The organism is Alcaligenes aquatilis, from assembly GCF_003076515.1.
Taxonomy (GTDB): Bacteria; Pseudomonadota; Gammaproteobacteria; order Burkholderiales; family Burkholderiaceae_B; genus Alcaligenes; species Alcaligenes aquatilis.
In genome coordinates this window covers 2,675,515-2,700,881 of sequence record NZ_CP022390.1, presented here as the reverse complement: position 1 = coordinate 2,700,881, position 25,367 = coordinate 2,675,515, and the positions used below count along the sequence as shown (strand labels likewise).

Genomic DNA, 25,367 nt, shown 5'->3' with positions numbered 1-25,367 from the left:
AGGTGCGGCCGGTATGATGGCTGCCAGTATCGCAGGCCAGCGTGGTCTGCGAGTGGTATTGATTGATCACGCTGAGAAGCTGGCCGAGAAAATCCGTATTTCAGGTGGAGGGCGTTGCAACTTCACTAATACGGGGACTTCGCCAGAGAATTTTCTGTCCAAGAATCCGCATTTTTGCCGTTCGGCCTTGGCAGGCTATACCCCCCAGGATTTTCTGCAACTGGTGCGAGAGTACCGCATCGGTTTTCATGAAAAGCATAAAGGCCAGTTGTTCTGTGATGACTCCAGCGAGTCCATCATTCAGATGCTGCGTCAGGAGTGTTTGAAAGGGCAGGTATCCTGGCGCATGCCCTGTTCGGTGCAGTCCATTGGCCGCACGCAAGAAGGTTTTGTGCTGCGCACCAGCCAGGGCGAGTTGAATGCCTTGCAGGTGGTGATTGCCACAGGCGGCATGGCGATTCCGCAGCTCGGTTCCACGGACTACGCTTTGCGTATGGCACGTCACTTTGGTTTGAAAGTGATTGAACCGCATCCGGCCTTGGTCCCCTTGACCTTTGACGGCCGGGATTGGAAACCCTTTTCGGCCTTGAGCGGTATGGCTTTGGAAGTGGAAGTCAGCACAGGGCAGGGCAAGCAACGCCAAGCCTTTTTGGAAGATTTGCTGTTCACGCACCGCGGCCTGTCCGGGCCGGGTATCTTGCAGATTTCCAGCTACTGGCAGTCGGGTGAAAGTATTAGTGTGGATCTGGCCCCCGGTCAGGATATCGCGCAGCAGCTATTGGATTTGAAGGCGGGCAACCGCCAGCAACTGGTCACTGTCTTGTCCACCTTGTGGCCACGCCGTCTGGTCGAGCAATGGTTGGATACCTCGGACTTGTTGCCTAAAGGCGTGGGGCAACAACGTCTGGCGGATTTGCCCGATCGCGTATTGCGTGCGGTGGGGCAGGTTATTAACGTTTGGCAGTTGAAACCCAGTGGCACCGCAGGCTATAAAAAGGCGGAAGTGATGAGCGGTGGCGTGGATACACGCGAGCTCAATCAGAAAAGCATGGAAGCACGTAAAGTACCTGGTCTGTTCTTTATTGGTGAAGCGGTGGATGTCACCGGTTGGCTGGGCGGGTATAACTTCCAATGGGCCTGGGCGTCTGCAGCAGCGTGCGCACGCGCACTGAAGGCGCAGGCAGGTCAGAGCTAGGGAAGCGAGTGGAAGCGGCAAGACGCAGTCTTTGCGGTCGCTTCTGACATTAACAGGATTGTGGGCTGGTGAGTCTGGGAGGCGATATGCAGTTGCCAGGAGATAGAAAGTACGTAGTAAGCCATGAGTGGGCCAAGGATGAGGACGGTATTGTGCTGGTTGGCATTACCGATTTTGCTCAGGATCAGTTGGGCGATTTGGTATTTGTGGGTGACTTCACTCCAGGTACGCGTTTGGCTGCGGGTGCAACGGCGGGTGTGGTGGAGTCGGTGAAAGCGGCCTCGGATATTTATGCGCCTGTGGCGGGCGAGCTGGTGGAGTTCAACCAGGCCTTATCCGATGCCCCGCATCTGATCAACGAAGCTCCGTTTGATACCTGGATTTTCAAGCTCAAGGCCGACAATCCAGCCGATCTGCAAGGCTTGCTGGATGGCCCTGCTTATGCAGCGGTGGCCGAGTAAGTTCAGATATTGAGCTGACAGGAATGCGTGTTGGCCCTGCTTGTTCCAGTCGGGCTGATCGTACAAAAAGGCCTGAATCCGATTTCACGGATTCAGGCCTTTTATGTAGTTTCGAGCCTGCGAGTCTGAGCTTGGGACGGGGCAGATGGCTGCTTGAAACACGTGCCTGGCTTCTGTCAGAGAACCTGAAACTTAGCCACGGGTGGGCTTGAGTTCCCGTGTCCATTGATCTCCAGATTGGTGGGGTTCCGGCGTCGCTCTTGCTCCTAACGACGGCGGCGATAGGTCACATAGTCGTAAGTGAAGCCATTTTCCTCGGGCTGGGGCAGACGTTCTACTTCCTGCCATTGGCCAACGGGTAGCTCTGGAAAGAAGGTGTCGCCGTCCACATCAGCCTTGATCTCGGTTGCGATCAGCTCTTGCGCCATAGGCAGGGCCAGACGGAAGAGCTGCTCGCCACCAATCACGCAAGCGGCGTCGAAGCCAGGGCAGGCGGCCAGCGCGTCGTCCAGATTGCTGAATACCTGTGCGCCTTCTGCCTGGTAATCCGCATTGCGGCTGATCACCAGGTTCGGGCGGCCGGGCAGGGGACGGCCCAGCGACTCCCAGGTCTTGCGACCCATGATAATGGGCAAACCCATAGTCACGCGCTTGAAGTGCTGCAAGTCTGAAGGCAGACGCCAGGGCAGGTCGTTATCCTTGCCTATGCAGCGATTAGCGGCATAGGCAACGACCAGACGAATAATAGGGCTGGAACTCATACGGCAACAGGCGCTTTGATATGGGGATGTGGGTCGTAGTCGGTGATTTCGAAGTCTTCGTACTCGTAATCAAACAGACTGGCAGGTTTGCGTTTGATCGTCAGCTTGGGGTAGGGACGCGGTTCACGTGACAACTGCAGTTCGGCCTGCTCGAAGTGGTTGGAGTACAGGTGGCAGTCGCCGCCTGTCCAGATGAAGTCGCCTACCTCCAGATCGCATTGCTGGGCCATCATGTGGGTCAGCAAGGCGTAGCTGGCAATATTGAAGGGCACTCCCAGGAAAATATCCGCACTGCGCTGGTAGAGCTGGCAGGAGAGTTTGCCGTCGGCGACATAGAACTGGAACAGGGCGTGGCAAGGAGGCAGGGCCATCTGGCCGACATCGGCCACGTTCCAGGCCGAGACGATCAGCCGACGCGAATCGGGATTTTTGCGGATCTGTTCCACCAACTGGCTGATCTGGTCGATGTGACGACCATCGGGCGTAGGCCAGGAGCGCCATTGCACCCCATAGACCGGGCCCAGATTGCCGTTTTCGTCGGCCCATTCGTCCCAGATGGATACGCCGCGTTCCTGGAGCCAGCGTACATTGGACTCACCGCGTAAAAACCACAGTAATTCAATAAAGATACTGCGGGTATGCAGCTTCTTGGTGGTGATCAGCGGAAAACCCTGCGACAGATCGAAGCGCATTTGGTGACCAAATACCGAGTTTGTGCCGGTGCCGGTGCGATCCCCTTTGGGGGTACCTTGAGTGTAGACCAGGCGCAGCAGGTCTTCGTAGGGATAAAGGGACATGTGTGTGGCCTCAGGCTTGCTGAATGTCGACGGAGTAGGTGATTTCGGCAGTTTTGCCCAGCATGGCCGAAGCCGAGCAGTATTTGTCGTGCGACAGTTGTACGGCACGTTCCACGGCCGCCTGGGGCAAGTCTTTGCCAGTGACCACAAAGGTGAAATGAATCTTGGTAAAGACTTTGGGATCGGTGTCGGCGCGTTCGGCGGTCAGCTTGACTTGGCAGCCGGTAATGGCGTGACGGCCGCGTTTGAGAATCAGCACCACGTCGTAGGCCGCGCAGCCACCCGCGCCGGTCAGCAACATTTCCATGGGTCGGGGAGCCAGGTTATTGCCGCCGCCTTCGGGTGCACCGTCCATGGCCGTCACATGACCGCTGCCGGTACGGGCAAGGAACAACATGCCGTCTTTGCCGCCCCAGTCGATTGTGCATTCCATAAGAATTCCTTTGTTTGCAGTGCGAGCCAAGACTCGTCAGTAGATAGATAGCGCTGATTGTACTTTTTGACGCGCTTGCGTGCAGCGTCTGTAGATAGTCTGTGGGGCGATGCCTACGGGCTGACTCTGTTACAGCTGCTTGCGATTTTGTGGCGTGTGTTCCGTGCCCGTATAAGAAATTCCATATAGACAAATCAGAACAGAACGGTGCTCTTTGTAAGATTTGGACTGGTTTTGTTATTTGTCCTAGGATAAACTGCTGTTCGGTACACGGCATTTTGAAACAGATATGTCACAGGGGTTTACCCTCGCCTATAATGACTGTCGCCCGTATACCAAAAAATGTCGTGCTCGTATTTGTTCTGCCTCAATAAACCCTGCTTTCAATGGGGGCTTTATTCAGACGTAACAGACGGGTGTTTTAACATGACGGCTCTCGCGACCTAGGCAGTCGCAGATTTTTTGCGTCCATGCTCTTTCGATCTGCGACGCGTCAAGTGCCGCCGAGCTGCTTGGCAGCTTCACATTAACCAGGCCTGGATCATTGTGAATACCGTTTCAATACTGCTACTAGCTTTCATATTGTCCGTTACAGGACTCTTTGTTTTCATCTGGTCGTTACGACGTAACTTCTTTGACCACAGTCCCGCTGCCTCGCGTGAGATCTTCTCCAAAGGCGAGATCGGGCAGGTAGATGACCCTTCCGCCACCCCTGAACAACGTCAGGCACTTCAAGAAGAAATGGGTCGCAAGACGATTTCTGCTGAAGACCGTCAGGCGCTCAGTCTTGAGTTGGCAGAACGCGTTGAAGCTGACCGCTCCACCGCTTCGGTCACGTTCATTTTGCTGGCCTGTTCGGTCTTTTGGCTGCTGTTTGCCTCGACGGCAGGTTTGATCAGCTCGATCAAGTTGCACGATCCCGAATTTCTGACGCAGCACGCCTGGATGACTTTCGGGCGCATGCGTACGCTGCACCTGAACGGTGTGGCGTATGGCTGGGCGCCAATGGCCGCTTTCGGCGTTGCCATGTGGATGCTGCCGCGTTTGCTCAAGACTCCTTTGATCGGTGCGCGTTATGCCATCACGGGCGGGATCTTGTGGAATATCGGCTTGGCTATCGGTCTGACATGTATCGCAATGGGTATCACCGACGGTATGGAATGGCTGGAGATGCCCTGGCAGGTTGATATCCTGATGGTTATCGGTGGTGCTCTGGCTGCCTTGCCTTTGGTTTTCACCTTGCAAAACCGTCGTGCTCACCACCTGTATGTGTCGGTGTGGTACATGGGCGCAGCCCTGTTCTGGTTCCCCATCCTGTTCCTGGTCGGTAACCTGCCTGCCGTGCACGTGGGTGTTGAGCAAGCAACCATGAACTGGTGGTTTGGTCACAACGTGCTGGGTCTGTTCTACACGCCGATGGCCCTGGCTACGGTGTATTACTTCCTGCCCAAGATCATTGGCCAGCCTATCAGCTCTTACAACCTGTCTCTGGTGGGCTTCTGGGGCCTGGCATTTTTCTACGGTCAGGTCGGTGGTCACCACCTGGTCGGTGGTCCTGTGCCGCAGTGGATGATTACACTGTCCATCGTGCAAAGCATGATGATGATCATCCCTGTGCTGGCGTTCTCGATTAACCAGCACTACACCATGAAAGGGCACTTCCGTACCCTGATTCACTCGCCTACTCTGCGCTTTATCGTGCTGGGTGGCATGATGTACACCGTCAGCTCCATTCAAGGCTCCTTTGAAGCGCTGCGCAGCATCAACACGATTACCCACTTCACGCACTTCACGGTTGCCCACGCCCATATCGGCTTGTATGGCTTCTTTACCATCGTGATGTTCGGCGCCATCTACTATGTGATGCCACGTGTGATGTCCTGGGAATGGCCTTACCCCAAACTGATCTCCCTGCACTTCTGGCTGGTCGTGATTGGTTTCTCCATTTACGCCATCGGTTTGAGCATTGGCGGCTGGTTGCAAGGTGTGGCCATGCTTGATCCGGCTAAGTCCTTCATGGAGTCGGTGTTTGTCACGATGCCTTACCTGAAGTCGCGCTCGATTGGTGGCGGTTTGATGACTTTGGGTCACCTTGTGTTTGCCTTCCACTTTGTGGCAATGGCTTTGCGCTATGGCAGCCGTCGTATTGGTCCAGCCCTGTTTCACCAGCGCTCGGCAACTCGCAATGTAGTGGAGGCATGATTTAGTCATGGAAAGCGAATACAAACTATTGGGCGGCGCCATGGTGACGCTGGCCCTGGCCACATCGGCTCTGGTCGTTGTCCCTTATCTGCAGGTGAAAAGGGTGGAGCCCTCTCCAGGGCTCAAGCCTTACACCGAGGTAGAACTGCGCGGCCGTCAGGAATATATCGATATGGGCTGTGTCTACTGTCACTCGCAGCAGCCACGCAGCCAAAACCAGGCTCCCGACTTCCAGCGTGGCTGGGGTCGTGCCTCGGTGGCAGGCGACTACTACTACGACACCCCTCACTTGCTCGGCACCATGCGTACCGGTCCTGACCTGCTCAATATTGGTGCTCGTCAGCCTAGCGTGGACTGGCACCTGGGTCACTTGTATCAGCCTCGCGCCTACACCCCTGGCAGCAATATGCCTTCTTACCCCTTCATGTTCGAGCTCAAGGACAAGGCAGAGGAAGGCGATAAAGTTGTCAATCTACCCGGTGAATTTGCGCCTGAGGGTAAGGTGGTTGTGGCCAAGCAAGAGGCCCTGGACCTGGTTCAATACCTGTTGGCGCTGGATCGTACGTATCCCGTATCGCCAGCCAGCGTTATCAAATAAACAGGCATTGCTGAGCTAGCGCGCCCCGCACGGCGGGGCGCCTCGGAGAATTAGAATGAGCGACAAACGTAAATATGACGCGCAGCTGCGTGAGAATGCTGATCCGGAAGAAAATGCAGCGCCGATTCCTTGGGTAGTTCTGCTGATCATTGCAGGTCTGTTCCTGTGGGGCATCTACTATATCTTCAGCAGCGACTTGAGCCATGACTCAACCGTAGGTGACAACCGTATCGTTGCCGACTTCGAATTGCCTGAAGGCGCGGTTGATGGTCAGCAGTTGTTCGTAGCCCAATGTGCCGCCTGTCACCAGGCAACGGGCGCAGGTGTTCCAGGTGTGTTCCCTCCACTAGTTGGTTCCGAGTGGGTGCTGCGCAAGCCAGAAGTTTTGGTCCAGATCATGCTGCATGGTATTACCGGTGAGCTTACCGTCAAGGGTAATAAGTACAATGGTGCAATGCCTGAGTTCCGCGAGAAGTTCAACGACGAGGAAATGACGGCTGTTGTTAATTACCTGCGTACAGAGTTGGGTGGCAATAGCGCCGATCCTGTAGACGTGGCCTTTGTCAAAGCCGAACGTGAAAAAACAGCTGATAAAACCGATCCTTGGAATGGGGACGCCGACTTGGCTCCCATGGAACAGTAGGACTGAAATGATGGGCCAGCGATGAGACTATTTATAAGTATTCTCCTGGTTTTTGCCCTGGGTATTGGGGCTCTGGCTCATCTGACACAAGGGTTCACTGCCCTGACCGCCGAGACGGCCCGTCGCAATGATGTCGCCGCTTCGCCGCGTCTGATATCCGATGTCGAAGTACTGCTCCCAGCCGGGGGCAGTACCCAGCTAAGTTCTCTGCTGCAAAATGATGGCCGCATCACCATCGTCAATTTCATCTATACCCGCTGCGTCACGCTATGTCTGGCGATGGGCTCGGAGTATCAGCAACTGCAAAAAGCCATTGTGGACGAAGGTTTGCAGGATCGCATACGTCTGCTGAGCATCAGCTTCGATCCTACCGACTCGCCCGATCACTTGCGCCGTTACAGCAAAACCATGAAGGCCAATCCCGACGTCTGGCAGTTTGTCACCATGATGCCGGGGGACCAGCGCCAGCGTGTACTGGATGATTTTGGCATCATCGTGATTCCTGCCCCCTTTGACGAGTACGAGCATAACGCGGCCTACCACGTCGTCAGCCCCGAGCCGCGCCTGGGGCGTATCGTGGATTATGGCGAGCCTATGCTGGCCCTGGCCTACGCCAAACGGGCCTTAGAGAACCTGAACAAGACGGAGGGGCTGTAATGTCGCTGAAGCGTGTTGTTGCGCCCTCCACGGTACGTCCCTATTTAGGTAGCGCGCTGGCCTTGCTGGCTGCCGTGCTGTTTGCATGTGCTGCTTTTTGGGATCGTCCCCTGACGGTATCCATGAGTCTGCACATGCTGGTGCATATTCCGTTGCTGGTGCTCTCGGGCGTTGCCTTGCAACTGGCATTGCGCTATCAGGGGGTAGGCCGTTCGCCTGCCATGCAGGCCTTGCTGCGCCCTTATTACGCCATGAATGAATATGGTTTGCCCGGCCTGATCCTGGTCAGTTTTGCTGCGGCTTACTGGATGGTTCCCAAGGCGCTGGATGATGTTCTGGTATCGCCTTCGATGGCCACTGCCAAATATATTGGTCTAGTGCTGATGGGCATGTTGTTTATGGAGTCCTGGCGACGTGCCCACTTGGTGTTTCGCCTGTTTTTCTTTGGCAACTTCAGTTGGATGATGGCCATTGTGGGTTTGCTGTATTACGACAATCCGGTTCGGCTCTGTAATTTCTACCTACAGTCCGACCAAGAGATTGCCGGCATAGGGCTGGTTATCATGGCTTGTGTGCTGCCATTGCTTTGGCTCTTGTCCGAGAGCAAGGCCGTGATCGCCTTTTTGCGGCAATAATACCCATCCATTTTGTTTTGCAGGTGTCCTCATGAGCCATACCGTTTCCAATAGCGATAATCGCCTGTACCGGCGCAACAGCTTTTTTGACCAGATTCTGAGCGAGACGAATCGGGCTTTGGAAGTATTGGGACGTTCCGCACGTGCTTCGCGCCCGAATCCCGCGGGTAAGGAAGTGTCCGAGATCACGGCGGACGAAGCCCGTCATGCGGCAGGTTTGATGCGTGTGAACCATGTGGGCGAGATTTGTGCCCAAGCCTTGTACCGTAGCCAGGCCATGCTGTGTAAAGATCCGCAGGCGACGGAAGTGCTGTTGCAAGCCGCGCAGGAAGAGGTTGATCATCTGGCCTGGTGCGATGACCGGCTGCGTGAACTGGACAGCCGTCCCAGCGTATTCAACCCTTTGTGGTATGCCGGATCCTTTGCGCTGGGCTTGCTCGCCAGCCGGGCAGGGGTGCCGTATAACCTGGGTTTTATGGCCGAGACTGAACGTCAGGTTGAAGAGCATCTGGAAAGTCATCTGCAGTCCTTGCCTGCCACCGATAATCGCTCGCGCCGCATTGTAGAAAAAATGCGCGATGACGAAATTGAACATCGTCGTACCGCCGAGAATCATGGTGCAGCCGGTTTGCCGCCTCCGGTAAAAACCTTGATGCGCATGATGTCCAAGGTGATGACGACCACGGCTTATCGCCTGTAAAAGAAGTTTCCTGGCTAAGTCGCTCATCGTTGAGTACTGGGTTTTCAGAGCGGTAGCGGGTAAAACGGGCCAATAGTTGGCCCGTTTTGATTTATAGCCTCAAGGCTTGATAGACGGCCTAGGGTTAACGACTAGATACCTGACAGGGGATTTGCGCTAGCAAATTGATGTATTAAAGCGACAAGATGGCGATCTAAGGGTTTTCCTCAGCATTTATCTTGCATTGCAGCATTTTTGTAGGTAGACTGCAGTTATTGGATGTTGAAAAGAAAGCGGGAATAAGCAAAAGCACAAGCGTAATAACCCTTAGCTTTCTGGCTCGATATTTTATCTAGTAGCCCAACTTGCCACGATTGTCTCCTCCACCCTCCTCCTTTGGTGGATTTGCCCGAGATCTTTAGATCTCGGGTTTTTTTTTGCCTGTGTTTGTCGGAGCGCTTGGTATAGCGTGAAAGCCTGTGCCAGGGCCTCCTTAGGCGGGTGTCGCAGTAAGTGTGGATGTGCAAGCTTGATCTGGGGGCTGAGCCCGGTTATGAAGCGGGAGCCTGAATGTAGAAAACCTTGTCCAACATGTTGATGGACAAGGTTTTTTTTACCTGCTTTGGGTGAGCTTACTTTTGTGGAACGGTAGCCACATGTAGCAAGTTTGTGCGACCACTGGTGCCAAAGGGAACACCGGCAATCATTACGATGGTGTCGCCAGCCTGAGCGAACTCATGCTGCGCTGCCATATCGGTCGCGTGATCAATCATTTCGCCCAGATCGCTGACGTCTTCGCAAGGCACGGCATGTACACCCCAGGCCAAGGTCAGACGGCGTGCGGTTTCCACACGGGGTGTCAGTGCCAGGATAGGGGCGATGGGCCGTTCACGGCTGGCGCGCAAGGCGCTAAAGCCGGTCGTGGTGTAGGCCACGTTTGTTGCTGGTTCCAGAATGCTGGCCACACGACGCAGGGCGCAGCAGATCGCGTCTGCGGTGCTGGCTTCGGCGGTGCTGTGGTTGGCTTCCAGAATGGTGCGCCAGCTAGGATCGTTTTCGATCTCTTTGATGATGCTGTCCATGATGGACACAGCCTCCAGTGGAAACTGGCCTGCGGCCGACTCGGCAGACAGCATGACGGCGTCGGCGCCCGAGTAAATGGCGGTGGCCACGTCGGAGGCTTCAGCACGCGTAGGGACAGGCGAGGAGATCATGGATTCCAGCATCTGTGTGGCAACGACCACCGGTCGCCCTGCCGCACGGGCAGTACGCACGATTTGACGCTGCAACACAGGCACGCGCTGGGGGGGGACTTCCACGCCCAGGTCGCCACGTGCCACCATCACGCCGTCGCACAGCTGGACGATTTCTTCCAGGTGCTCCAACGCTTGTGGTTTTTCCAGCTTGGCCATGATCCAGGCCTTGTCACCGATCAGCTCGCGGGCTTCACGAATGTCGCCAGGACGCTGCACAAAGGACAGCGCAACCCAATCCACGCCTAATTCCAGTCCAAACTTCAGATCGACCAGGTCTTTCTCGGTCAAGGGCGAGATAGGCAGTACCACGCCGGGTACATTCACGCCTTTGCGATCGGACAGGGGACCGCCAACCATGACGGTGGTTTCTGCAAAATCCGGACCAAAGCTGTCCACACGCAGACGCAGCTTGCCGTCATCGAGCAGCAGGTCTGTCCCGTCTTCCAGAGCGGCGAAGATTTCGGGGTGGGGCAGGTAGGCACGCTGGCTGGTTCCCTGGGCAGGGTCCAGATCCAGACGAAATTTCTGGCCGGTTTCCAATGTCACGCGGCCATCTTTCATTGTGCCAACGCGCAGCTTGGGGCCTTGCAGGTCCAATAGAATACCGATACTGCGACCGGTTTCCTTTTCAATCTGACGAATGGTGTGATAGCGCGCGGCATGGTCCTCGTGGCTGCCGTGGCTAAAGTTCAGGCGGAATACATCAGCTCCGGCCTCGAACAATTCACGAATGCGCTCTGGCGTGGAGCTGGCAGGACCCAGCGTAGCCAGAATGCGGGAATGACGTTGACGTTTCATGGGTTGTTGTCCTTAGGGGGATCGATAGCTCAAAGAGCAGCGATACCGGCGCGGGCGATCTGAGCGTCTTCAGGTGCTTTCACGCCGGACACGCCGACGGCACCAATGACTTGACCGTCCACCACAATCGGCTCGCCGCCTTCCAGTGGCGTAATGGGCATGGACAGAGCAGCAAAGCGACCATTGTTGACCATGTCTTCAAATACCTTGCTGGGCTTGCCACCACCAAGTACGCAGGTGTGTGCTTTTGCGGGGGCAACCTGGGCGCTCATCAAGGGAGCGCCGTCCATACGCTGCATCCAGAGCGCGTGACCGCCTGCATCGCAAATGGCGATGCTGACAGCCCAGTTGTTCTTGAGCGCTTCTTGCTCGGCAGCGGCAGCTATTTTTTTAACATCGGCCAGGGTCAGTACTTTTGTGTCTCTCATGTCCAGTCCTTTATGAAAAGCGTTAATCGCTAGGGGATAAAACCAAAATGGCACGGAAATCGTTGACGTTGGTCAGGGTCGGGCCCGTGACCAAGGCGTCATCCAAGGCTTCAAAGAAGCCATGACCATCATTATTGTCCAGACTGGCCCTGGGGCGTATACCTTGTTGCCAGGCACGCTCCAACGTGTCTGGACCGCAGAAGGCTCCGGCAATTTCTTCCTGGCCATCCACACCGTCGGTATCGCCTGCCAAGCCGTAGATACCGGGGGCCCCGTTCAAGGCGATGGCGGTGGACAGCAGAAACTCCACATTGCGACCGCCTCGACCCTGGCCGCGTAAGGTTACGGTGGTTTCTCCGCCCGAGAGCAGCACGCAGGGAGCCTGGGCAGGCTGCTCATGTTGGGCAACGCTCAAGGCGATACCGGCCATGACTTTGCCGACATCGCGGGCTTCGCCTTCAATGCTGTCGCCCAGCAAGACGGGACGCACGCCCCGGGCCTCAGCGACACGAGCGGCAGCCAGCAGGGCCAGTTGTGGTGTGGCGACCAAATGGGTGGTGACATGAGTCAGGCGTGGATCGTCGGGTTTGATGGTTTCGCCATCACCGCTCTCTAGCAGGGCACGGGCTGCGGCGGGAATGTCGATGCCGTAGCGGGTGATGATTTCCAGCGCTTGCTCGCACGTGGTGGGATCGGCCACCGTGGGGCCAGAAGCGATGTCCATGGGCTTGTCGCCGGGAACATCGGAAATCAGCAGGTTCAGAACACGGGCAGGAGCACAAGCCGCAGCCAGACGCCCTCCTTTGATGGCAGACAGGTGACGACGGACGGTGTTCATCTCGCCAATCGAGGCGCCCGATTTCAGCAGCGCCTTATTGATGGCTTGTTTGTCGGCCAGGGTGATGCCTTCTGCGGCCAGAGGCAGCAGAGACGAGCCACCTCCGGAAATCAGGCAAATCACCAGATCGTCCTCGTTCAGATTGCTGACCGTGCGCAAAATTTCGCGGGCTGCGTCTTCGCCGGCCTGGTCGGGCACAGGGTGGGACGCTTCCAGAATCTTGATGTGATCACACGGCACGCTGTAGCCGTACCGGGTCACGACCACGCCGCTGATAGGGCCTTTGTCCCAGTGACGCTCCAGGGCCTGGGCCATTGCTGCTGATGCCTTACCCGCGCCGATCACAATGGTGCGCCCTTTAGGAGCATCGGGCAGGTAGGGCGGGATGCAGTGTTCGGGTTGAGCCGCGTTGACGGCAGCCTGAAACATTTTGCTGAGTAAGTCTTGTGGCTCGATCTTCATGGGGCAATCCTAAAGCAGAGCGATGGCAACAGGCCATCTTACTGCGCGACAACACGCCTTCACATCCCCGCTTCGACTTGCTGCTCCGAAGATGGGGGGACCTGGCGGTAAAAAGCGGGCAGCAGCCCGCTTGCCGGACGTCCCAGCCGTGCTGGTTAAATGGAGAGAAAAACCAGCCCGGACGGGAGCATCCTTGAACCGGTCTTATTGACCAATCTCGTAATTGGCCATGATTTCCAGAGCACGGACCATGGCGGAGTGGTCTTGTGCAGCGCCACCGTGGGCGGCGCAGGTGTTGAACAGTTCCTGGGCTGTTGCGGTGTTGGGCAAAGCCACGCCCAACTGACGCGCGGTGGTCAGGGCCAGGTTCAAGTCTTTCTGGTGCAGTTCAATGCGAAAGCCCGGATCAAACGTGCGCTTGACCATGCGCTCGCCGTGCACTTCCAGAATACGGGAGTTGGCAAAACCGCCCATCAGCGCTTCACGGACCTTGCCTGCATCGGCACCGGCCTTGGAGGCCAGCAACAGGGCTTCGCCCACGGCCTCAATGGTCAAGGCCACTATGATCTGGTTGGCCACTTTGGTGATCTGACCGTCGCCGTAGCCGCCGACCAGGGTGATGTTCTTGCCCATCAGTTCAAACAGCGGCTTGACCTTGTCGAAGGCTTCTTGCTTGCCGCCCACCATGATGGTCAACGAGCCGGCTTTGGCGCCGACCTCGCCACCGGATACCGGAGCGTCCAGGTATTCGCAGCCCAGCTTGACGATGCGCTCGGCAAAGCCTTTGGTGGCCACGGGGGAGATGGAGCTCATGTCCACCACGATCTTGCCAGCGGTCAGACCGGCGGCAACGCCGTCTTCGCCAAACAGTGCGTCTTCCACGTGCGGGGTGTCGGGCACCATCGTGATGATGATGTCAGACTGGCGGGTGACTTCGGTGCCGTTGGCGCAAACGGTTGCACCGGCTTCTTTCACGCTTTTGGGGAAGTCGCCACGGGTGTAGGCAAACAGCTCATGACCACCCTTGATCAGGTTGACGGCCATGGGTGCGCCCATGATGCCCAAACCAATAAAACCGATTTTAGCCATTGTGTAATCTCCTAATAATTATTTGCAGGTATCTGACGATCAGGCGGTGACTTCAGTCAGTTCAGTCATCCAGCCCAGGCCATCCTCGGTCACGCCAGCGGGCTTGTACTCGCCGCCGATCCAGCCCTGGTAGCCAATGCTGTCGATGTACTTGAACAGCCAGGCGTAGTTGATCTCGCCTGTGCCCGGTTCGTTGCGACCTGGGTTATCCGCGATCTGGATGTGTGCGATCTTGTCCAGGTGCTTTTTCAGTGTGTTGGCCAGCTCGCCTTCCATGCGCTGGGCGTGGTAGACGTCGTATTGGATGAACAGATTGTCCGAACCCACGTCCTGCAACAGAGCCGCAGCCTGTTCGGTGCGATTCAGGTAGAAACCGGGGATGTCGAAGGTGTTGATGGGTTCAACCAGCAGACGCAGACCAGCGTCTTTCAGCTTGGCGGCTGCAAACTGCAGATTGCTGACCAAAGTCTTGTGAGCCAGTTCACGGTCTGCGCCCTCGGCCAGCTTGCCCGCCAGGCAGTTGACTTGCTTGCAGCCCAGCGTTGTGGCGTATTCGATGGCACGGCCAACGCCGTCCTGGAATTCGCCCACACGCTCGGGCAGGATTGCAATGCCGCGCTCGCCGCCGTCCCAGTCGCCCGCAGGCAGGTTGTGCAACACTTGGGTCAAACCGTGTTGTTGCAGTTTGTCAGCCAGTTGCTGTTTGTCGTAGGCGTAGGGGAACAGGTACTCCACTCCCTTGAAACCGGCTTGGGCCGCTGCCTGGAAGCGATCCAGGAAGTCGTGCTCGTTAAACAGCATGGTCAGGTTGGCGGCAAATTTTGGCATAGTGCTACTCCGTTTTTTAAATCAGCAATCAGTCCATCAGCGAGATGGCGGTGGGGGCGTCAATACCCGCTTCGGCCAGGGACTCGAATTCCGTCACATTGTGCAGTTCGGTGCCCATGGCAATGTTGGTGACGCGCTCCAGAATCAGTTCGACCACAACCGGCACGCTGAACTCTTTCATCCATGCACGAGCCTGTTCAATGGCAGGCTGGATGTCTTCGGGTTTGTGTACACGGATGGCTTTGCAACCCAGACCTTCCACCACAGTGATGTGATCCACACCATAACCTTCGGTTTCAGGGGCGTTGATGTTGTCAAAGGCCAGTTGTACACAATAGTCCATCTCGAAGCCACGCTGTGCCTGACGAATCAGACCCAGGTAGGCGTTGTTGACCAGAATATGGATGTAAGGCAGCTTGAATTGCGCACCCACGGCCAACTCTTCAATCATGAACTGGAAGTCGTAGTCGCCCGAAATGGCCACTACTTCACGGCCGGGGTCAGCCGCAACCACACCCAGAGCGGCGGGAATAGTCCAGCCCAATGGGCCTGCCTGACCGCAGTTGATCCAGTGACGTGGCTTGTACACGTGCAGAAACTGGGCGGCCGCAATCTGCGACAGACCAATAGTGCTGACGTAGGTGGTCGAAGGGCCAAAGGCGCGGTTCATTTCTTCGTATACGCGCTGAGGCTTCAAGGGCACGTTGTCGAAGTTGGTTTTGCGCTGCAAGGTGGCTTTGCGCTTCTGGCAATCGGCAACCCAGGCGGCACGGTCGCGCAGCTTGCCGGCAGCCTTGTATTCTTTGGCCACTTCAATGAACAGCTTCAGTGCCGCGCCAGCGTCCGAGGCAATGCCCAGATCAGGGCCGAATACGCGACCGATCTGTGTGGGTTCGATATCTACGTGCACGAATTTTCGGCCTTCGGTGTACACATCCACGGAGCCGGTGTGGCGGTTGGCCCAGCGGTTACCGATACCGAATACGAAGTCCGAAGCCAGCAAAGTCTGGTTGCCGTAGCGGTGCGAGGTCTGCAGACCCACCATGCCGGCCATCAGCGGGTGATCGTCGGCAACCGTGCCCCAGCCCATCAGGGTCGGGATGACCGGCACATTGACCAGCTCGGCAAACTCTTGCAGCAGCTCGGAGGCGTTGGCGTTGATCACGCCACCACCGGAGACGATCAGCGGACGCTCGGAAGCGTTCAGCAGTTCGATGGCTTTTTCAGCCTGGGCGCGGGTGGCGGTTGGCTTGTAGGCTTCCAGTGGTGAGTAGGTGTCCAGATCGAATTCGATCTCGGCCATCTGCACGTCGATAGGCATATCAATCAGCACAGGACCGGGGCGGCCCGAGCGCATGATGTGAAAGGCTTGCTGGAACACACGCGGGATCAGATCGGGTTCGCGAACTGTTACAGCCCATTTGGTCACAGGCTTGGCAATGGATTCAATGTCCACCGCCTGGAAGTCTTCTTTGTACAGGCGGGCACGAGGGGCCTGACCGGTAATGCACAGAATTGGGATCGAGTCAGCCGATGCGGAGTACAGGCCGGTGATCATGTCGGTGCCAGCGGGGCCGGAAGTACCGATACATACGCCGATATTGCCGGGATTGGCACGGGTAAAACCTTCGGCCATGTGGGAAGCGCCTTCCACGTGACGGGCGAGAATGTGATCAAAGCCACCTTCTTTGCGCAGGGCGGAGTAGAAGGGGTTGATGGCGGCGCCGGGCACGCCAAATACGGTGCTCACGCCTTCTTTACGTAAAATTGCGGCGGCGGCGTCCACTGCTCTCATTCGAGCCATTGATATCTCCTAGATCATCGTTTGACGAAATTCACAACTCGATAATAAGGAGTGATGGACCTGCCTAGAAATGGTGGTACGATTGTTTCTATCGATACTTGGAGTATTGAATGAGCCGTTACACCGAAATTAGAAGTTTTGCATTGGTCGCTGAAAAAGGCAGTTTTGCGGCCGCTTCCGTGGTCGAAGGAGTCACCCCCGTGGTCATGGGTCGCCGCCTGGATGCGTTGGAGCAGCGTCTGGGGGTGCGCTTGATGCACCGATCCACTCGCGGGCTGACATTGACCGATCTGGGCGAGCAGTTTCTGGAGCAGTGCAAACAAATTCTGAAGGACTTTGAAGAGGCCGAAGCCAGTATCAGCGCCCAGCGTAAAGTGGTGCGCGGACACCTGGTGGTATCGGCTCCGGCGGCCTTTGGGCGCCGTCATGTAGCGCCCCATGCCTTGTCCTTCAAAAAGCGTTATCCCGAGCTGAAGCTGTCTTTTAACTTCACCGACAGCGTGGTGGATCTGGTGCGTGAGGGCTATGACATGGCCTTGCGGATTGGTGAAGTGACTGACCCCAACTATGTGGCCGTTCGCCTGTATCCGAACCGGCGTGTGGTATGCGGCACGCCTGAATACTTTGAGCGCTATGGTGTACCGCGCGTGCCTGAAGATCTGGCGCGTCACAACTGCTTGGCCTTTAACTTGCAAGGCGGTCAGCAACGCGGCTGGACCTTCCTGCGTGATGGCCGGCCTTTGGCGGTACGAGTCGATGGGGACCTGGATTGCAATGACGGTGAACTGCTTTTTAATTGGGTCAAGCAAGGTTGGGGCATAGGCTGGCGATCTACCTGGGAAATTCAGCCAGAACTCAAGCGGGGCGAGCTGGTAACGGTGCTGAATGAGTTCGAGATTCCCAGCTACGATATCCAGGCGGTGTATCAGCAGCAGCGCTATTTACCGGCCAAGGTGCGGCGTTTTATTGACTATTTGCGCGCCATCTATAACACGCCGGGCTACTGGGATGGCGAGGTGAGGTTCTAGCGTTTTTGCGTATTTCAACTGTAAAAAACCGCTTCGAAAAGCGGTTTTTTTGCTGCGTACGACTTAGAAATGCCATTCCAACTGTACGGTCGGGGCGCTGGTTTTGATACCGGGTTTCAGGCTGCCGTCTGCCTTGTAGCGGTTGCCGAACTTGTTGTACCAGTACTCGTAGCCAATTCCCACCCACAAGGTGTTCTTCTTGTCGAAAGCCACTTTACCCACGTCAGCCATCAAAGACGTGCGAACCAGCACTTCAGACTTGGTACTGATACCGGCGTAGTCGTCACCTTTGGGGCCGGCATAGTTGGCAAAGCCCTGGAACTTCAAAGGCACTGAACCCACATCAAAGGGCAGATTCCAGTTCAGGCTGGCCAGAAACTGGGTGTCGAAAGAGCGGCGGCTGTCCGGGCAGGCGGGAGCGCCCAGACCGCAGTGGTTCCACTCTTTCCCAACCATCAGACTCAGATCTACAAAGCCTCGGGGCACATCGAATTTAAAGGTAGGGCCCAGCACCAGTAGGCGTTTGCGCGGTGCAAAGGCGGTGTTTTTGGTATTCAGGTCAAAACCCGCTGTGACGGCTACATCTTTCACGGGGCCAAAGCTCAGATTCTTGTCGAATACCTTGCTCATGGAGAGCTGGTGGCGATAGGTGGCGTAGAACTCGGTGGCGCCATTGCTGCCGTTGCCATTGGAGGGGTCGTAGCGGTCCGATTGCAGGATGTCGAGGTTAAAGAAGTTCTGCCCCAAGCTGTAGCCATTGACGTGGGTCAGGCTCAGGATGTGCTTCTGGATAGTCCGGTCGTTCATCGGCTCGGTGTACTGCGTGCTGAAGCGGTAGCCTAAAAAGGTGTCGCTCCAGTCGGCTGCGAAAGCGGGGCTGGACAGCAGGGGGGCGGCTAGCAGGGCGTATGCCCAGCGAGCAGGGTGTCGGTGTTTCATGGTGTCTCCTCTTTGAATGGGCGCAAACAGGTCCCTGGGATCTGGTGTCCCTTGTGGCCTGCTGCTGTAGTTTTTTTTGCGTGGGTGCTACTGACCTTGCTTAGATTAATTATGGACAGTCGATACTTTTATGAAGGTATTGCAGAAATTTGAATAGCCGCCCGGTTTCACGCGTGGGCGGCTATTCAAAAGGGGGACTTAGCCGTTTTGTGAGGCTAGTTGATTGCTGGTTTCTTCAGCCGCTTTTTGGGCGTTGGCCTGTTTGCGAGCCTGGGTGGCTGCGGTGGACTCAACAGCGTGGCCTTGGTCGGCGTACTTTTCCATGCCGTTGAAAAACAGGTTCAGCAAGATGGCAGAGACGGCAGCCAGCAAGATTCCGCTATGCAGCAAGGGAGCCAGCGCGGGTGGCATCTTGTCCAGCAGGTGCTCGGCAACCAGGGGGATCATGCCAAAGCCTAGGCTGATGGCCACGATGTAGGGGTTGTAAGGGTTGCGGTTCAGGTTGGCCGACATCAGGATCTTGATGCCAGTCGCAGCCACCATCCCAAACATCACGATGCCAGCGCCACCCAGAACATAGTTGGGAATGGAGGCCACGATGAACGCCATTTTGGGAAACAGGCCCAGCATGATCAGGAAGGCACCGCCCATGACACATACCCAGCGGCTGCGCACACCGGTCACGCTGACCAACCCTACGTTCTGCGAGAAAGAGCTGTGCGGGAAAGTGTTCATGATGCCGCCCACCAGGGTGCCCAGGCCGTCGGTGCGCAGACCACGCACCAGCGCTTCACGGTCGGTAGGACGGCCGCAGATGGAACCCAGTGCCAGGAACATGCCCAGCGATTCAACCATGATCACCACCATGATCAGCGACAGGACCGCCGCTGCGCCCAGCAGGGCCCAGCTGAAAGTCGGTACGCCAAAGTGAAATGGAGTCACCACAGCAAACCAACTGGTCTGATCCAGACCTTCAAAGGTGATGCGACCCATGGCCAAGGAAACGAAGAAACCGACCAGCAGGCCAATCAGCACCGCCACGTTTGCCAGGAAACCGCGCGCAAACTTGGTGATCAGCAAGATGACGGTCAGCACCATCAGGGCAATGCCCAGGTTTTCCAACGAACCGTAGTCGGGATTGGGGATGGACATGCCGGTGGCCGGATCTGTAATGGTGGGAGCGCCGCCACCAATCCAGTTCAGACCCACGCGCATCAGCGTTACACCAATGACGGTAATGATGATGCCGGTCACAACAGGGGGGAACAGGCCCATCAGACGGCTAAATACCGGAGCGATCAGAATACTGAAGATACCGGCCAGGATCGTGGCGCCAAAAATACCGGGCAGGCCCAGTTGTGGGTCCAGGCCGATGGCGATCATGGGGCTGACCGCTGCAAACGACACACCCATCATGACGGGCAGCTTGATGCCGAACATGCCCAGACCGCGAGCCTGAATGATGGTAATCAGGCCACAACACAACAGGTCGGCATTAATCAGGAATGCGATCTGTTCTTTAGACAGGCCCAAAGCCGCGCCAATGATCAGGGGGACAGCAACTGCGCCCGCGTACATCACCATGACGTGTTGCAAACCAAGGGTTGCCAGGCGCCCCGTTGGTAGGCGTTCATCTACACCGTCACAAGCAACAGGTGTGGACACTTCTGGGTTGGCGGACATCCGGGTCTCCTTTATTAATACGTTATGCGCAGCCGATGCCTGGGCGCGTAAGCATAAAGTTATCGGATGGGCTGTATCACTGGAAGGCAGTACGGCTTGATAAGTAGAATACGTAAAAGCGTATGGCAGGCTGATTGGTGTAATGGTGAAAGGAGATAAGCCCGGTAGACGGGGCGCTGTGTTCAAGCCAGGGACGAGCCAATTCCTGCTTTTTTCATGTGTTTTACGCCGCTAGGGGTATTGCCCACCTAGTCCAGTCTCAAAAACTGTGTTAGAAGCCGCCAAACTACGGGTTGGTGCATGGTTTTAGCGGGGGCGGCGAAACTGATAGGGATAAAAAAAGCGGCTTGTCAACCGCTTTGGGAAATCTGCTTATTTGTCTGACCACAGAACACCGGCCGTGGCCCAGTTCTCGCGTTTGACGTCGGTAAAGACAATATCAACTGCCTCTGGTGTACAGCCAAGCACGCGACAGGCTTCTTTGGTCAGGGCCTGGGCAAGTTCACGTTTGATTTCCACAGGACGGCCGTCGAATAGTTGTACGTTAATAGAAGGCATAGAGACTCCGTAAGGGGGATGGGATTAGCGGCAAAAATCCGGCTCGCTCTGGTAGAGCTTGCGCAGCAAGGCTGGCCATTCTAACAAGCCCTCTGGCTCGTTCCCCGGCAAAAGTTGGCGGTGTGTCAAAGCCAGTACATCCTGGGTAGGAAGGTGCAATTGGGGGCTTGCTGCCATGGCAGACAGTTGAATGCGGCAGGCGCGCTCTAGCGCGTCCATCAGGACATAGGCTTCGGCCACCGTACGCCCGCAGGTCAGCGCCCCGTGATTGCGTAAAAGCAGGGCGGGGTATTTGCCTAAGTGCTGGAGCAGAGCTTGTTGCTCGTCGGGCGCAAAGGCCAGGCCGGCGTAAGGGTGGTAGCCAATATCCTGCCAGAAACGCATGGCGTGTTGGGACAGGGGCAGCAATCCACAGGACAGGGCCGAGACCGCAATTGAGGCATCTGTATGTAAATGAATGACACAGTGTGCATCGGCACGAGCGCGGTGGACGGCACCATGAATGGCAAAACCGCTGGGGTTGGCACGGCGGCCTGTGCCGTCCACAACTTGGCCCTGGGTATCAATCAAGAGCAGATTGGAGGCGCAGATTTCATCAAAGCGCAGACCAAAGGGATTGATCAGGAAAATGTCGTCGTGGCCGGGCAGGCGCAGGGAAAGGTGGGTGTAGATGATATCGTCCCAGCCCTGGCGGGCCGCCAGCCGGTAAGCGGCGGCCAGATTGACGCGGGCGCGCCAGTGCTCGGGATCAATATCCGCCGGACGATGGGCATAAATGGCCTCGATGTCCGGCGTGATAGGACAGGACTGGCTCACGCTGTCGTGGTTTCCAGTTCAGCGATGGTGGCTTTTTCTTCCAACTGAATCACATCGCAGTTGTCACCAGGGCCTTTGCGGTCAATCACAATGAAGTCGGCTACTTGATTCAGGGCCATCAAGGGGTGATGCCATACGCCGGTTGCGTAGTTCACGCCCTGATCGCCACGAGCCAGGAACAGGCGCAGATCGCTTGCCTTGGGAGTGGGGCCGGCGGGGGCCACAATCACCAGATATGGCTGGCCGGACTGGGGAATGAAGGCCTGGCTCCCCTTGGGGTGGCGCTCCATCATTTCCACGGTAAAGGGCAGGGTGCGTGGCTGGCCACGAAAAATGGACACAATCGCGTGACCCTCTGGGCCCGGTTCAATTTTGGCCAGATCGTGGTAGCGCTCGGTATTGCCGTCGTTGATGGTGAAGTGCTGAACCGTGTCGCAGGCCTCGATGACATCACCAAAAGGGGCGAAGGCTTCGGCTGTCAGGGTTTCCAACTTCAATGTGATTGTCATGGCAGAGGTCCTTGATAAGACAGACTCGCGTGGGGCGGTAGGCAGCCGCGCCACGAAAACTCAGAGCAAACAAGGGGGAGCGTACCCGAAGGCTGGTGCTACCCCGTGAACGGGATGGATCTTCTGGACGAGCCAGCAGGCGGGAAAATCAGGCCAGCAGCGCATCCAGACGGAAACGGGCAATCTTGCCGATTTCGGTCAGACAAGTTTGAAACTCGAGCTCAGCATCGTTGTTCAGGCGGGCTTCTACTGTATCCATGATTTGGTAACGGCTCAAACCCTTGACGGCAATCACGAAGGGAAAGCCGAAACGCTCACGGTACTGGGCGTTCAGGCCACGTAGGCGGGCCAATTCTTCGGTCGAGCATTGGTCCAGGCCGGCGCCACGTTGTTCTCCGGTTGACGCGCTGGTCAGTGTCCCTTGCTCGGCTTCTTTGCCAGCCAGTTCGGGGTGAGCACAGATCAGGTTCTTTTGTTCTTCGTACGAGGCGTCCTGGACCACCTGCACCATGCAGGCATGCAGTTGATCCACGCTGTCAAACGGACGCTGGTTCCAACTACGCTCAGGGACCCAAGGGGAGTGTTCGAAAATACCTTCGAGTCTATCCACAAACTGCCTCTGATCCAGGCTGGATAGTTCAGCTAGCGCATGTGTGGTGGTAAGGGTTTGAGTGGTCATGTGTCAGTCCGATTGTCTAAGCGTAAAGAGTGCGAGCCCAGGCGGCTCCAGGATCAGGCCTGGGGACCGTTTTATCAAGGGTGGTGGGTGGACGTTTATACAGTCTGTTTGATGTATTCAAACCCTTATAAACCACCGCCTGTGGGCTATGATTTTCTTATATGGGACCAGTTTAAGTTTTCTGTTTATAAATAAAATAGAATTAGGCGTATAAATGATATACGCCATCTCGTATTGTGCATGTATGTCATTATCATGCTGGAAAAAAGCATAAGAAGGAGAGAATAAGATGGCCGCCCGACGTGGGGATAACCCGCTTGATACCTATCTCTTGAGGGTATTTTGCTTACTCGTTACCGAGCGCAGCGTCTCGCGTACCGCGTTCAAAATGAACCAGTCGCAGCCTGCTATCAGTGCGGCCTTACGACGCTTGCGTGACATTATTGGCGATCCTTTGCTGGTGCGCGAAAAAGGGGGCATGGTGCCCACCGAGCGTGCCATGGGTCTGCTGGCTCATGCCAAAGGAGCCTTGGCCGAGATCGACTGCATGGTCAACGCGCCAGACAGTTTTGATCCTCAGGTCAGCCGCAGTGAGTTTCATATCGGAGCGCCGGACTATCTGGCCCCTGTCTTTATCGGTGGTGTGGTCGAGCGCATGCGCCGTGAGGCACCGGGCGCGCGTTTGAATCTGCACTCTCTGGATGCCAGTTTTGATTTCGAGCGTTCTTTGGCTGAAGGCGATCTGGATATGGTTATTGGCAACTGGCCCGAACCGCCGGATCGCATGCACTTGTCCGTGTTGCTGGAAGATCAGATCGTCTGCCTGGTTGCCGCGACGCATCCTTTGGCGCGCAAGGGCTTGACCATGGACGATTACGTGCGGGCGCGTCACGTGGTGCCCATGCCGTACTCCATCAACCAACGCGGTGTGATCGACACGACCTTGGCGAGCTTGCGTATTCAGCGCGATGAAAGCGTAGCGGTGCAGTCCTTCTCGGCAGCGCCGTATTTGCTACAGAATACAGACCTGATTTTTACGACTTCACGTCATTTTGCCGAGTTCTATTGCCGTTTATTGCCCCTGGCTATTTTGGAGGCACCGCTGGAGTTTCCTCCCATGCGTTTTTATCAGCTCTGGCATGAACGTAATCGGCATTCGCCCAGCCATCGCTGGTTACGGCGGCTCCTGACCGAGTGCGGGAATCAGTTGGCCTCGACAGAACCGTTGTCGCAACCCGATTCCTGAGCCCTAAACCCCTAAAATACTTGCTTTCAGGCCCGTGCTCGGGCAAATTAGCGAGCTACTCCTGCCGACACAAAAGTGATACGGAACTTGACGGAAATTGTTGCATTTAAAGCGACTGGTCACGGACACAAGCCGGAAGGCAGGTTGATAATGATGTAGTTCCTAACCTTGCAGGGTGTTTTGCGGTGTCTTTACCTCAGATGGGGGAGTCCCTAACTTGGTTGTATATCTGTGTCGTGGCTTTTATGGTCGGCGGGCTTATTGTGGCCTCCGAGCGTTGGCATGGCCGTCTGACTGGGGACAGCGACCTTAGTAAACCTCAAGCGTCCCACTCCCGCCCGACCCCTCGCGTGGGTGGGCTGGCCGTGGTTGCAGGCAGTTTGGCCGGTTTGCTGGTTCTGGGTCCCAGCAATATGACACTGACCTGGCTGTGGCCAGTCTTGTTTCTGGCAGCCATGCCGGTCTTTGTGGCGGGTCTGGTCGAGGACATTACCAAGGACGTCGGCTCCTTGAAGCGTTTGCTGGCTGCCTTCCTGTCGGCGGCGATTGCCTGGTGGTTGCTGGGTGGCGTGTCGCGCGTTGGAGTCAGCTGGGCCGATTGGGTTCTGGGCTTCTGGCCCATTTCGCTGCTCTTTACCATGATTGCCGTGGGCGGCTGTACACATGCCCTCAATATTATTGACGGGATGAACGGCCTGGCGGGCATGATCGCCACCTTGATGGCTCTGTCGCTGGCGTTGGTGGCTTTGCAGGTGCAGGACATTCCTATTTTTCTGATTGCGGCCTCACTGGCCTCGGCCACCTTGGGCTTTCTGGTGTGGAATTTTCCATTCGGACGAGTTTTCCTGGGGGATGGCGGCGCGTATTTCCTGGGATTCATGCTGGCTGAACTGGCTGTGCAACTGGTGGTGCGTAACCCCAGTGTGTCGCCGTTTTACGCCTTGGCCGTGCTGTTTTATCCTGTTTTCGAAACGATGTTTTCGATCTGGCGGCGCCGCTTCAAGCGTGGTGTGCCCGTGGACCAGCCCGATGCACTGCATCTGCACCAACTGGTGTTTCGTCGTCTGGTGCGTGCCACGTTCAGTCGTGACAGCGGTGGGGCCTTGCCCACGTTTTGTAATGCCATGACTTCGCCTTACCTATGGGTTTTGGCCTTGATCGGTTTGGTTCCGGCCACGATCTGGTGGGACAATACCTGGGCGTTGTGTGCCAGCATGCTGGCCTTCTCATTGGTTTATATCTGGCTCTATTCCCGTCTGGTTTCGTGGCGTCGCCCTTCCTGGTTGCTGTTGCCCTCGGTACGGCGGCGAGTAGATCGGGACTGATACTGTCAGGCGTTCAAGAT

At 56.4% G+C, this 25,367-nt stretch carries 26 protein-coding genes; 11 read left to right on the top strand and 15 right to left on the bottom strand.

What is annotated here, in order from left to right; translation table 11 throughout:
- The first annotated feature begins 13 nt into the window (after positions 1–13).
- Together CA948_RS12345 and gcvH are read left to right on the top strand one after the other, a co-directional pair.
- Positions 14–1,195, top strand: coding sequence for a BaiN/RdsA family NAD(P)/FAD-dependent oxidoreductase (locus tag CA948_RS12345; RefSeq protein WP_238988683.1), 1,182 nt, complete (start codon positions 14–16; stop codon positions 1,193–1,195).
- An 86-nt stretch (positions 1,196–1,281) separates the two neighbouring features.
- Positions 1,282–1,656, top strand: coding sequence for a glycine cleavage system protein GcvH (gene gcvH / locus CA948_RS12340; protein WP_086060363.1), 375 nt, complete (start codon positions 1,282–1,284; stop codon positions 1,654–1,656).
- 266 nt (positions 1,657–1,922) lie between these two features.
- Here the strand turns inward: gcvH and CA948_RS12335 are convergent, their stop codons facing one another.
- From CA948_RS12335 to CA948_RS12325, 3 genes are read right to left on the bottom strand one after another with little or no spacing between them, the layout of a single operon-like run.
- Positions 1,923–2,417 carry a dihydrofolate reductase gene (locus CA948_RS12335; RefSeq protein WP_108728142.1) on the bottom strand — a complete coding sequence of 165 codons (495 nt, stop codon included), beginning with the start codon at positions 2,415–2,417 and terminating at the stop codon, positions 1,923–1,925.
- On the bottom strand, positions 2,414–3,214 hold the full coding sequence (locus tag CA948_RS12330; protein ID WP_094195574.1) for a thymidylate synthase: 801 nt from the start codon (positions 3,212–3,214) through the stop codon (positions 2,414–2,416). Before CA948_RS12330 ends, CA948_RS12335 begins: the two co-directional genes overlap by 4 nt.
- A 10-nt stretch (positions 3,215–3,224) precedes the next feature.
- Complete coding sequence (locus tag CA948_RS12325) at positions 3,225–3,647, bottom strand: OsmC family protein (protein ID WP_162496913.1); 423 nt, start codon at positions 3,645–3,647, stop codon at positions 3,225–3,227.
- Positions 3,648–4,193: 546 nt separating this feature from the next.
- Between CA948_RS12325 and CA948_RS12320 the strand changes: the two genes are divergently transcribed.
- Genes CA948_RS12320 through coq7 form a run of 6 tightly spaced genes read left to right on the top strand, consistent with a single transcriptional unit; the run spans position 4,194 to position 9,082 of the window.
- The gene (locus tag CA948_RS12320; protein ID WP_094198253.1) at positions 4,194–5,849 is read left to right on the top strand and encodes a cbb3-type cytochrome c oxidase subunit I; all 1,656 of its coding nucleotides are present in this window, start codon (positions 4,194–4,196) and stop codon (positions 5,847–5,849) included.
- A 7-nt stretch (positions 5,850–5,856) separates the two neighbouring features.
- A complete protein-coding gene (locus CA948_RS12315; RefSeq protein ID WP_094195575.1) occupies positions 5,857–6,447 on the top strand; it encodes a cbb3-type cytochrome c oxidase subunit II in 591 nt (196 codons plus the stop codon).
- Positions 6,448–6,502: 55 nt separating this feature from the next.
- Entirely contained in the window at positions 6,503–7,090 is a 588-nt protein-coding gene (locus tag CA948_RS12310; RefSeq protein ID WP_108728141.1) for a c-type cytochrome, read from the top strand.
- 21 nt (positions 7,091–7,111) lie between these two features.
- Positions 7,112–7,747 carry an SCO family protein gene (locus CA948_RS12305; protein WP_094195577.1) on the top strand — a complete coding sequence of 212 codons (636 nt, stop codon included), beginning with the start codon at positions 7,112–7,114 and terminating at the stop codon, positions 7,745–7,747.
- Complete coding sequence (locus tag CA948_RS12300) at positions 7,747–8,382, top strand: hypothetical protein (protein ID WP_108728140.1); 636 nt, start codon at positions 7,747–7,749, stop codon at positions 8,380–8,382. Before CA948_RS12305 ends, CA948_RS12300 begins: the two co-directional genes overlap by 1 nt.
- Before the next feature lie 31 nt (positions 8,383–8,413).
- The gene (gene coq7 / locus CA948_RS12295) at positions 8,414–9,082 is read left to right on the top strand and encodes a 2-polyprenyl-3-methyl-6-methoxy-1,4-benzoquinone monooxygenase (RefSeq protein ID WP_094195579.1); all 669 of its coding nucleotides are present in this window, start codon (positions 8,414–8,416) and stop codon (positions 9,080–9,082) included.
- Between the two features lie 611 nt (positions 9,083–9,693).
- Here the strand turns inward: coq7 and pyk are convergent.
- From pyk to gcl, 6 genes are all read right to left on the bottom strand, one after another.
- The gene (gene pyk / locus CA948_RS12290) at positions 9,694–11,115 is read right to left on the bottom strand and encodes a pyruvate kinase (protein WP_094195580.1); all 1,422 of its coding nucleotides are present in this window, start codon (positions 11,113–11,115) and stop codon (positions 9,694–9,696) included.
- 29 nt (positions 11,116–11,144) lie between these two features.
- Positions 11,145–11,543, bottom strand: coding sequence for a GlcG/HbpS family heme-binding protein (locus CA948_RS12285; protein ID WP_009461115.1), 399 nt, complete (start codon positions 11,541–11,543; stop codon positions 11,145–11,147).
- Positions 11,544–11,565: 22 nt separating this feature from the next.
- On the bottom strand, positions 11,566–12,843 hold the full coding sequence (locus CA948_RS12280) for a glycerate kinase type-2 family protein (protein WP_108728139.1): 1,278 nt from the start codon (positions 12,841–12,843) through the stop codon (positions 11,566–11,568).
- A 204-nt stretch (positions 12,844–13,047) separates the two neighbouring features.
- Positions 13,048–13,932 (bottom strand): 2-hydroxy-3-oxopropionate reductase, encoded by an 885-nt coding sequence (locus tag CA948_RS12275; RefSeq protein ID WP_108728138.1) that lies wholly within the window; start codon positions 13,930–13,932, stop codon positions 13,048–13,050.
- Positions 13,933–13,971: 39 nt separating this feature from the next.
- Positions 13,972–14,760 (bottom strand): hydroxypyruvate isomerase, encoded by a 789-nt coding sequence (gene hyi / locus CA948_RS12270; protein ID WP_108728137.1) that lies wholly within the window; start codon positions 14,758–14,760, stop codon positions 13,972–13,974.
- Positions 14,761–14,788: 28 nt separating this feature from the next.
- Positions 14,789–16,564, bottom strand: a complete 1,776-nt coding sequence (gcl, locus tag CA948_RS12265) for a glyoxylate carboligase (RefSeq protein ID WP_108728136.1) — start codon at positions 16,562–16,564, stop codon at positions 14,789–14,791.
- 110 nt (positions 16,565–16,674) lie between these two features.
- Between gcl and CA948_RS12260 the strand changes: the two genes are divergently transcribed.
- Positions 16,675–17,592 carry a LysR family transcriptional regulator gene (locus tag CA948_RS12260; RefSeq protein ID WP_108728135.1) on the top strand — a complete coding sequence of 306 codons (918 nt, stop codon included), beginning with the start codon at positions 16,675–16,677 and terminating at the stop codon, positions 17,590–17,592.
- Positions 17,593–17,655: 63 nt separating this feature from the next.
- Here the strand turns inward: CA948_RS12260 and CA948_RS12255 are convergent, their stop codons facing one another.
- The 6 genes from CA948_RS12255 to uraD form a co-directional block, all read right to left on the bottom strand.
- Positions 17,656–18,531, bottom strand: a complete 876-nt coding sequence (locus CA948_RS12255) for a hypothetical protein (RefSeq protein ID WP_108728134.1) — start codon at positions 18,529–18,531, stop codon at positions 17,656–17,658.
- Positions 18,532–18,729: 198 nt separating this feature from the next.
- Positions 18,730–20,214 (bottom strand): nucleobase:cation symporter-2 family protein, encoded by a 1,485-nt coding sequence (locus tag CA948_RS12250; RefSeq protein WP_094195587.1) that lies wholly within the window; start codon positions 20,212–20,214, stop codon positions 18,730–18,732.
- Positions 20,215–20,586: 372 nt separating this feature from the next.
- Positions 20,587–20,772 carry a 4-oxalocrotonate tautomerase gene (locus CA948_RS12245; RefSeq protein ID WP_094195588.1) on the bottom strand — a complete coding sequence of 62 codons (186 nt, stop codon included), beginning with the start codon at positions 20,770–20,772 and terminating at the stop codon, positions 20,587–20,589.
- Between the two features lie 24 nt (positions 20,773–20,796).
- On the bottom strand, positions 20,797–21,588 hold the full coding sequence (locus tag CA948_RS12240; protein ID WP_108728133.1) for a class II aldolase/adducin family protein: 792 nt from the start codon (positions 21,586–21,588) through the stop codon (positions 20,797–20,799).
- A complete protein-coding gene (locus tag CA948_RS12235; protein WP_094195590.1) occupies positions 21,585–22,097 on the bottom strand; it encodes an ureidoglycolate lyase in 513 nt (170 codons plus the stop codon). The genes CA948_RS12240 and CA948_RS12235 overlap by 4 nt, the downstream gene beginning before the upstream one ends.
- Before the next feature lie 148 nt (positions 22,098–22,245).
- Entirely contained in the window at positions 22,246–22,776 is a 531-nt protein-coding gene (uraD, locus tag CA948_RS12230) for a 2-oxo-4-hydroxy-4-carboxy-5-ureidoimidazoline decarboxylase (RefSeq protein WP_108728132.1), read from the bottom strand.
- Between the two features lie 289 nt (positions 22,777–23,065).
- On the opposite strand from uraD, the gene CA948_RS12225 reads away from it, so the two are divergent.
- Together CA948_RS12225 and CA948_RS12220 are read left to right on the top strand one after the other, a co-directional pair.
- Entirely contained in the window at positions 23,066–24,022 is a 957-nt protein-coding gene (locus tag CA948_RS12225; protein ID WP_094195592.1) for a LysR family transcriptional regulator, read from the top strand.
- A 200-nt stretch (positions 24,023–24,222) separates the two neighbouring features.
- Complete coding sequence (locus tag CA948_RS12220; RefSeq protein WP_108728131.1) at positions 24,223–25,347, top strand: MraY family glycosyltransferase; 1,125 nt, start codon at positions 24,223–24,225, stop codon at positions 25,345–25,347.
- The last annotated feature ends 20 nt before the right edge of the window (positions 25,348–25,367 follow it).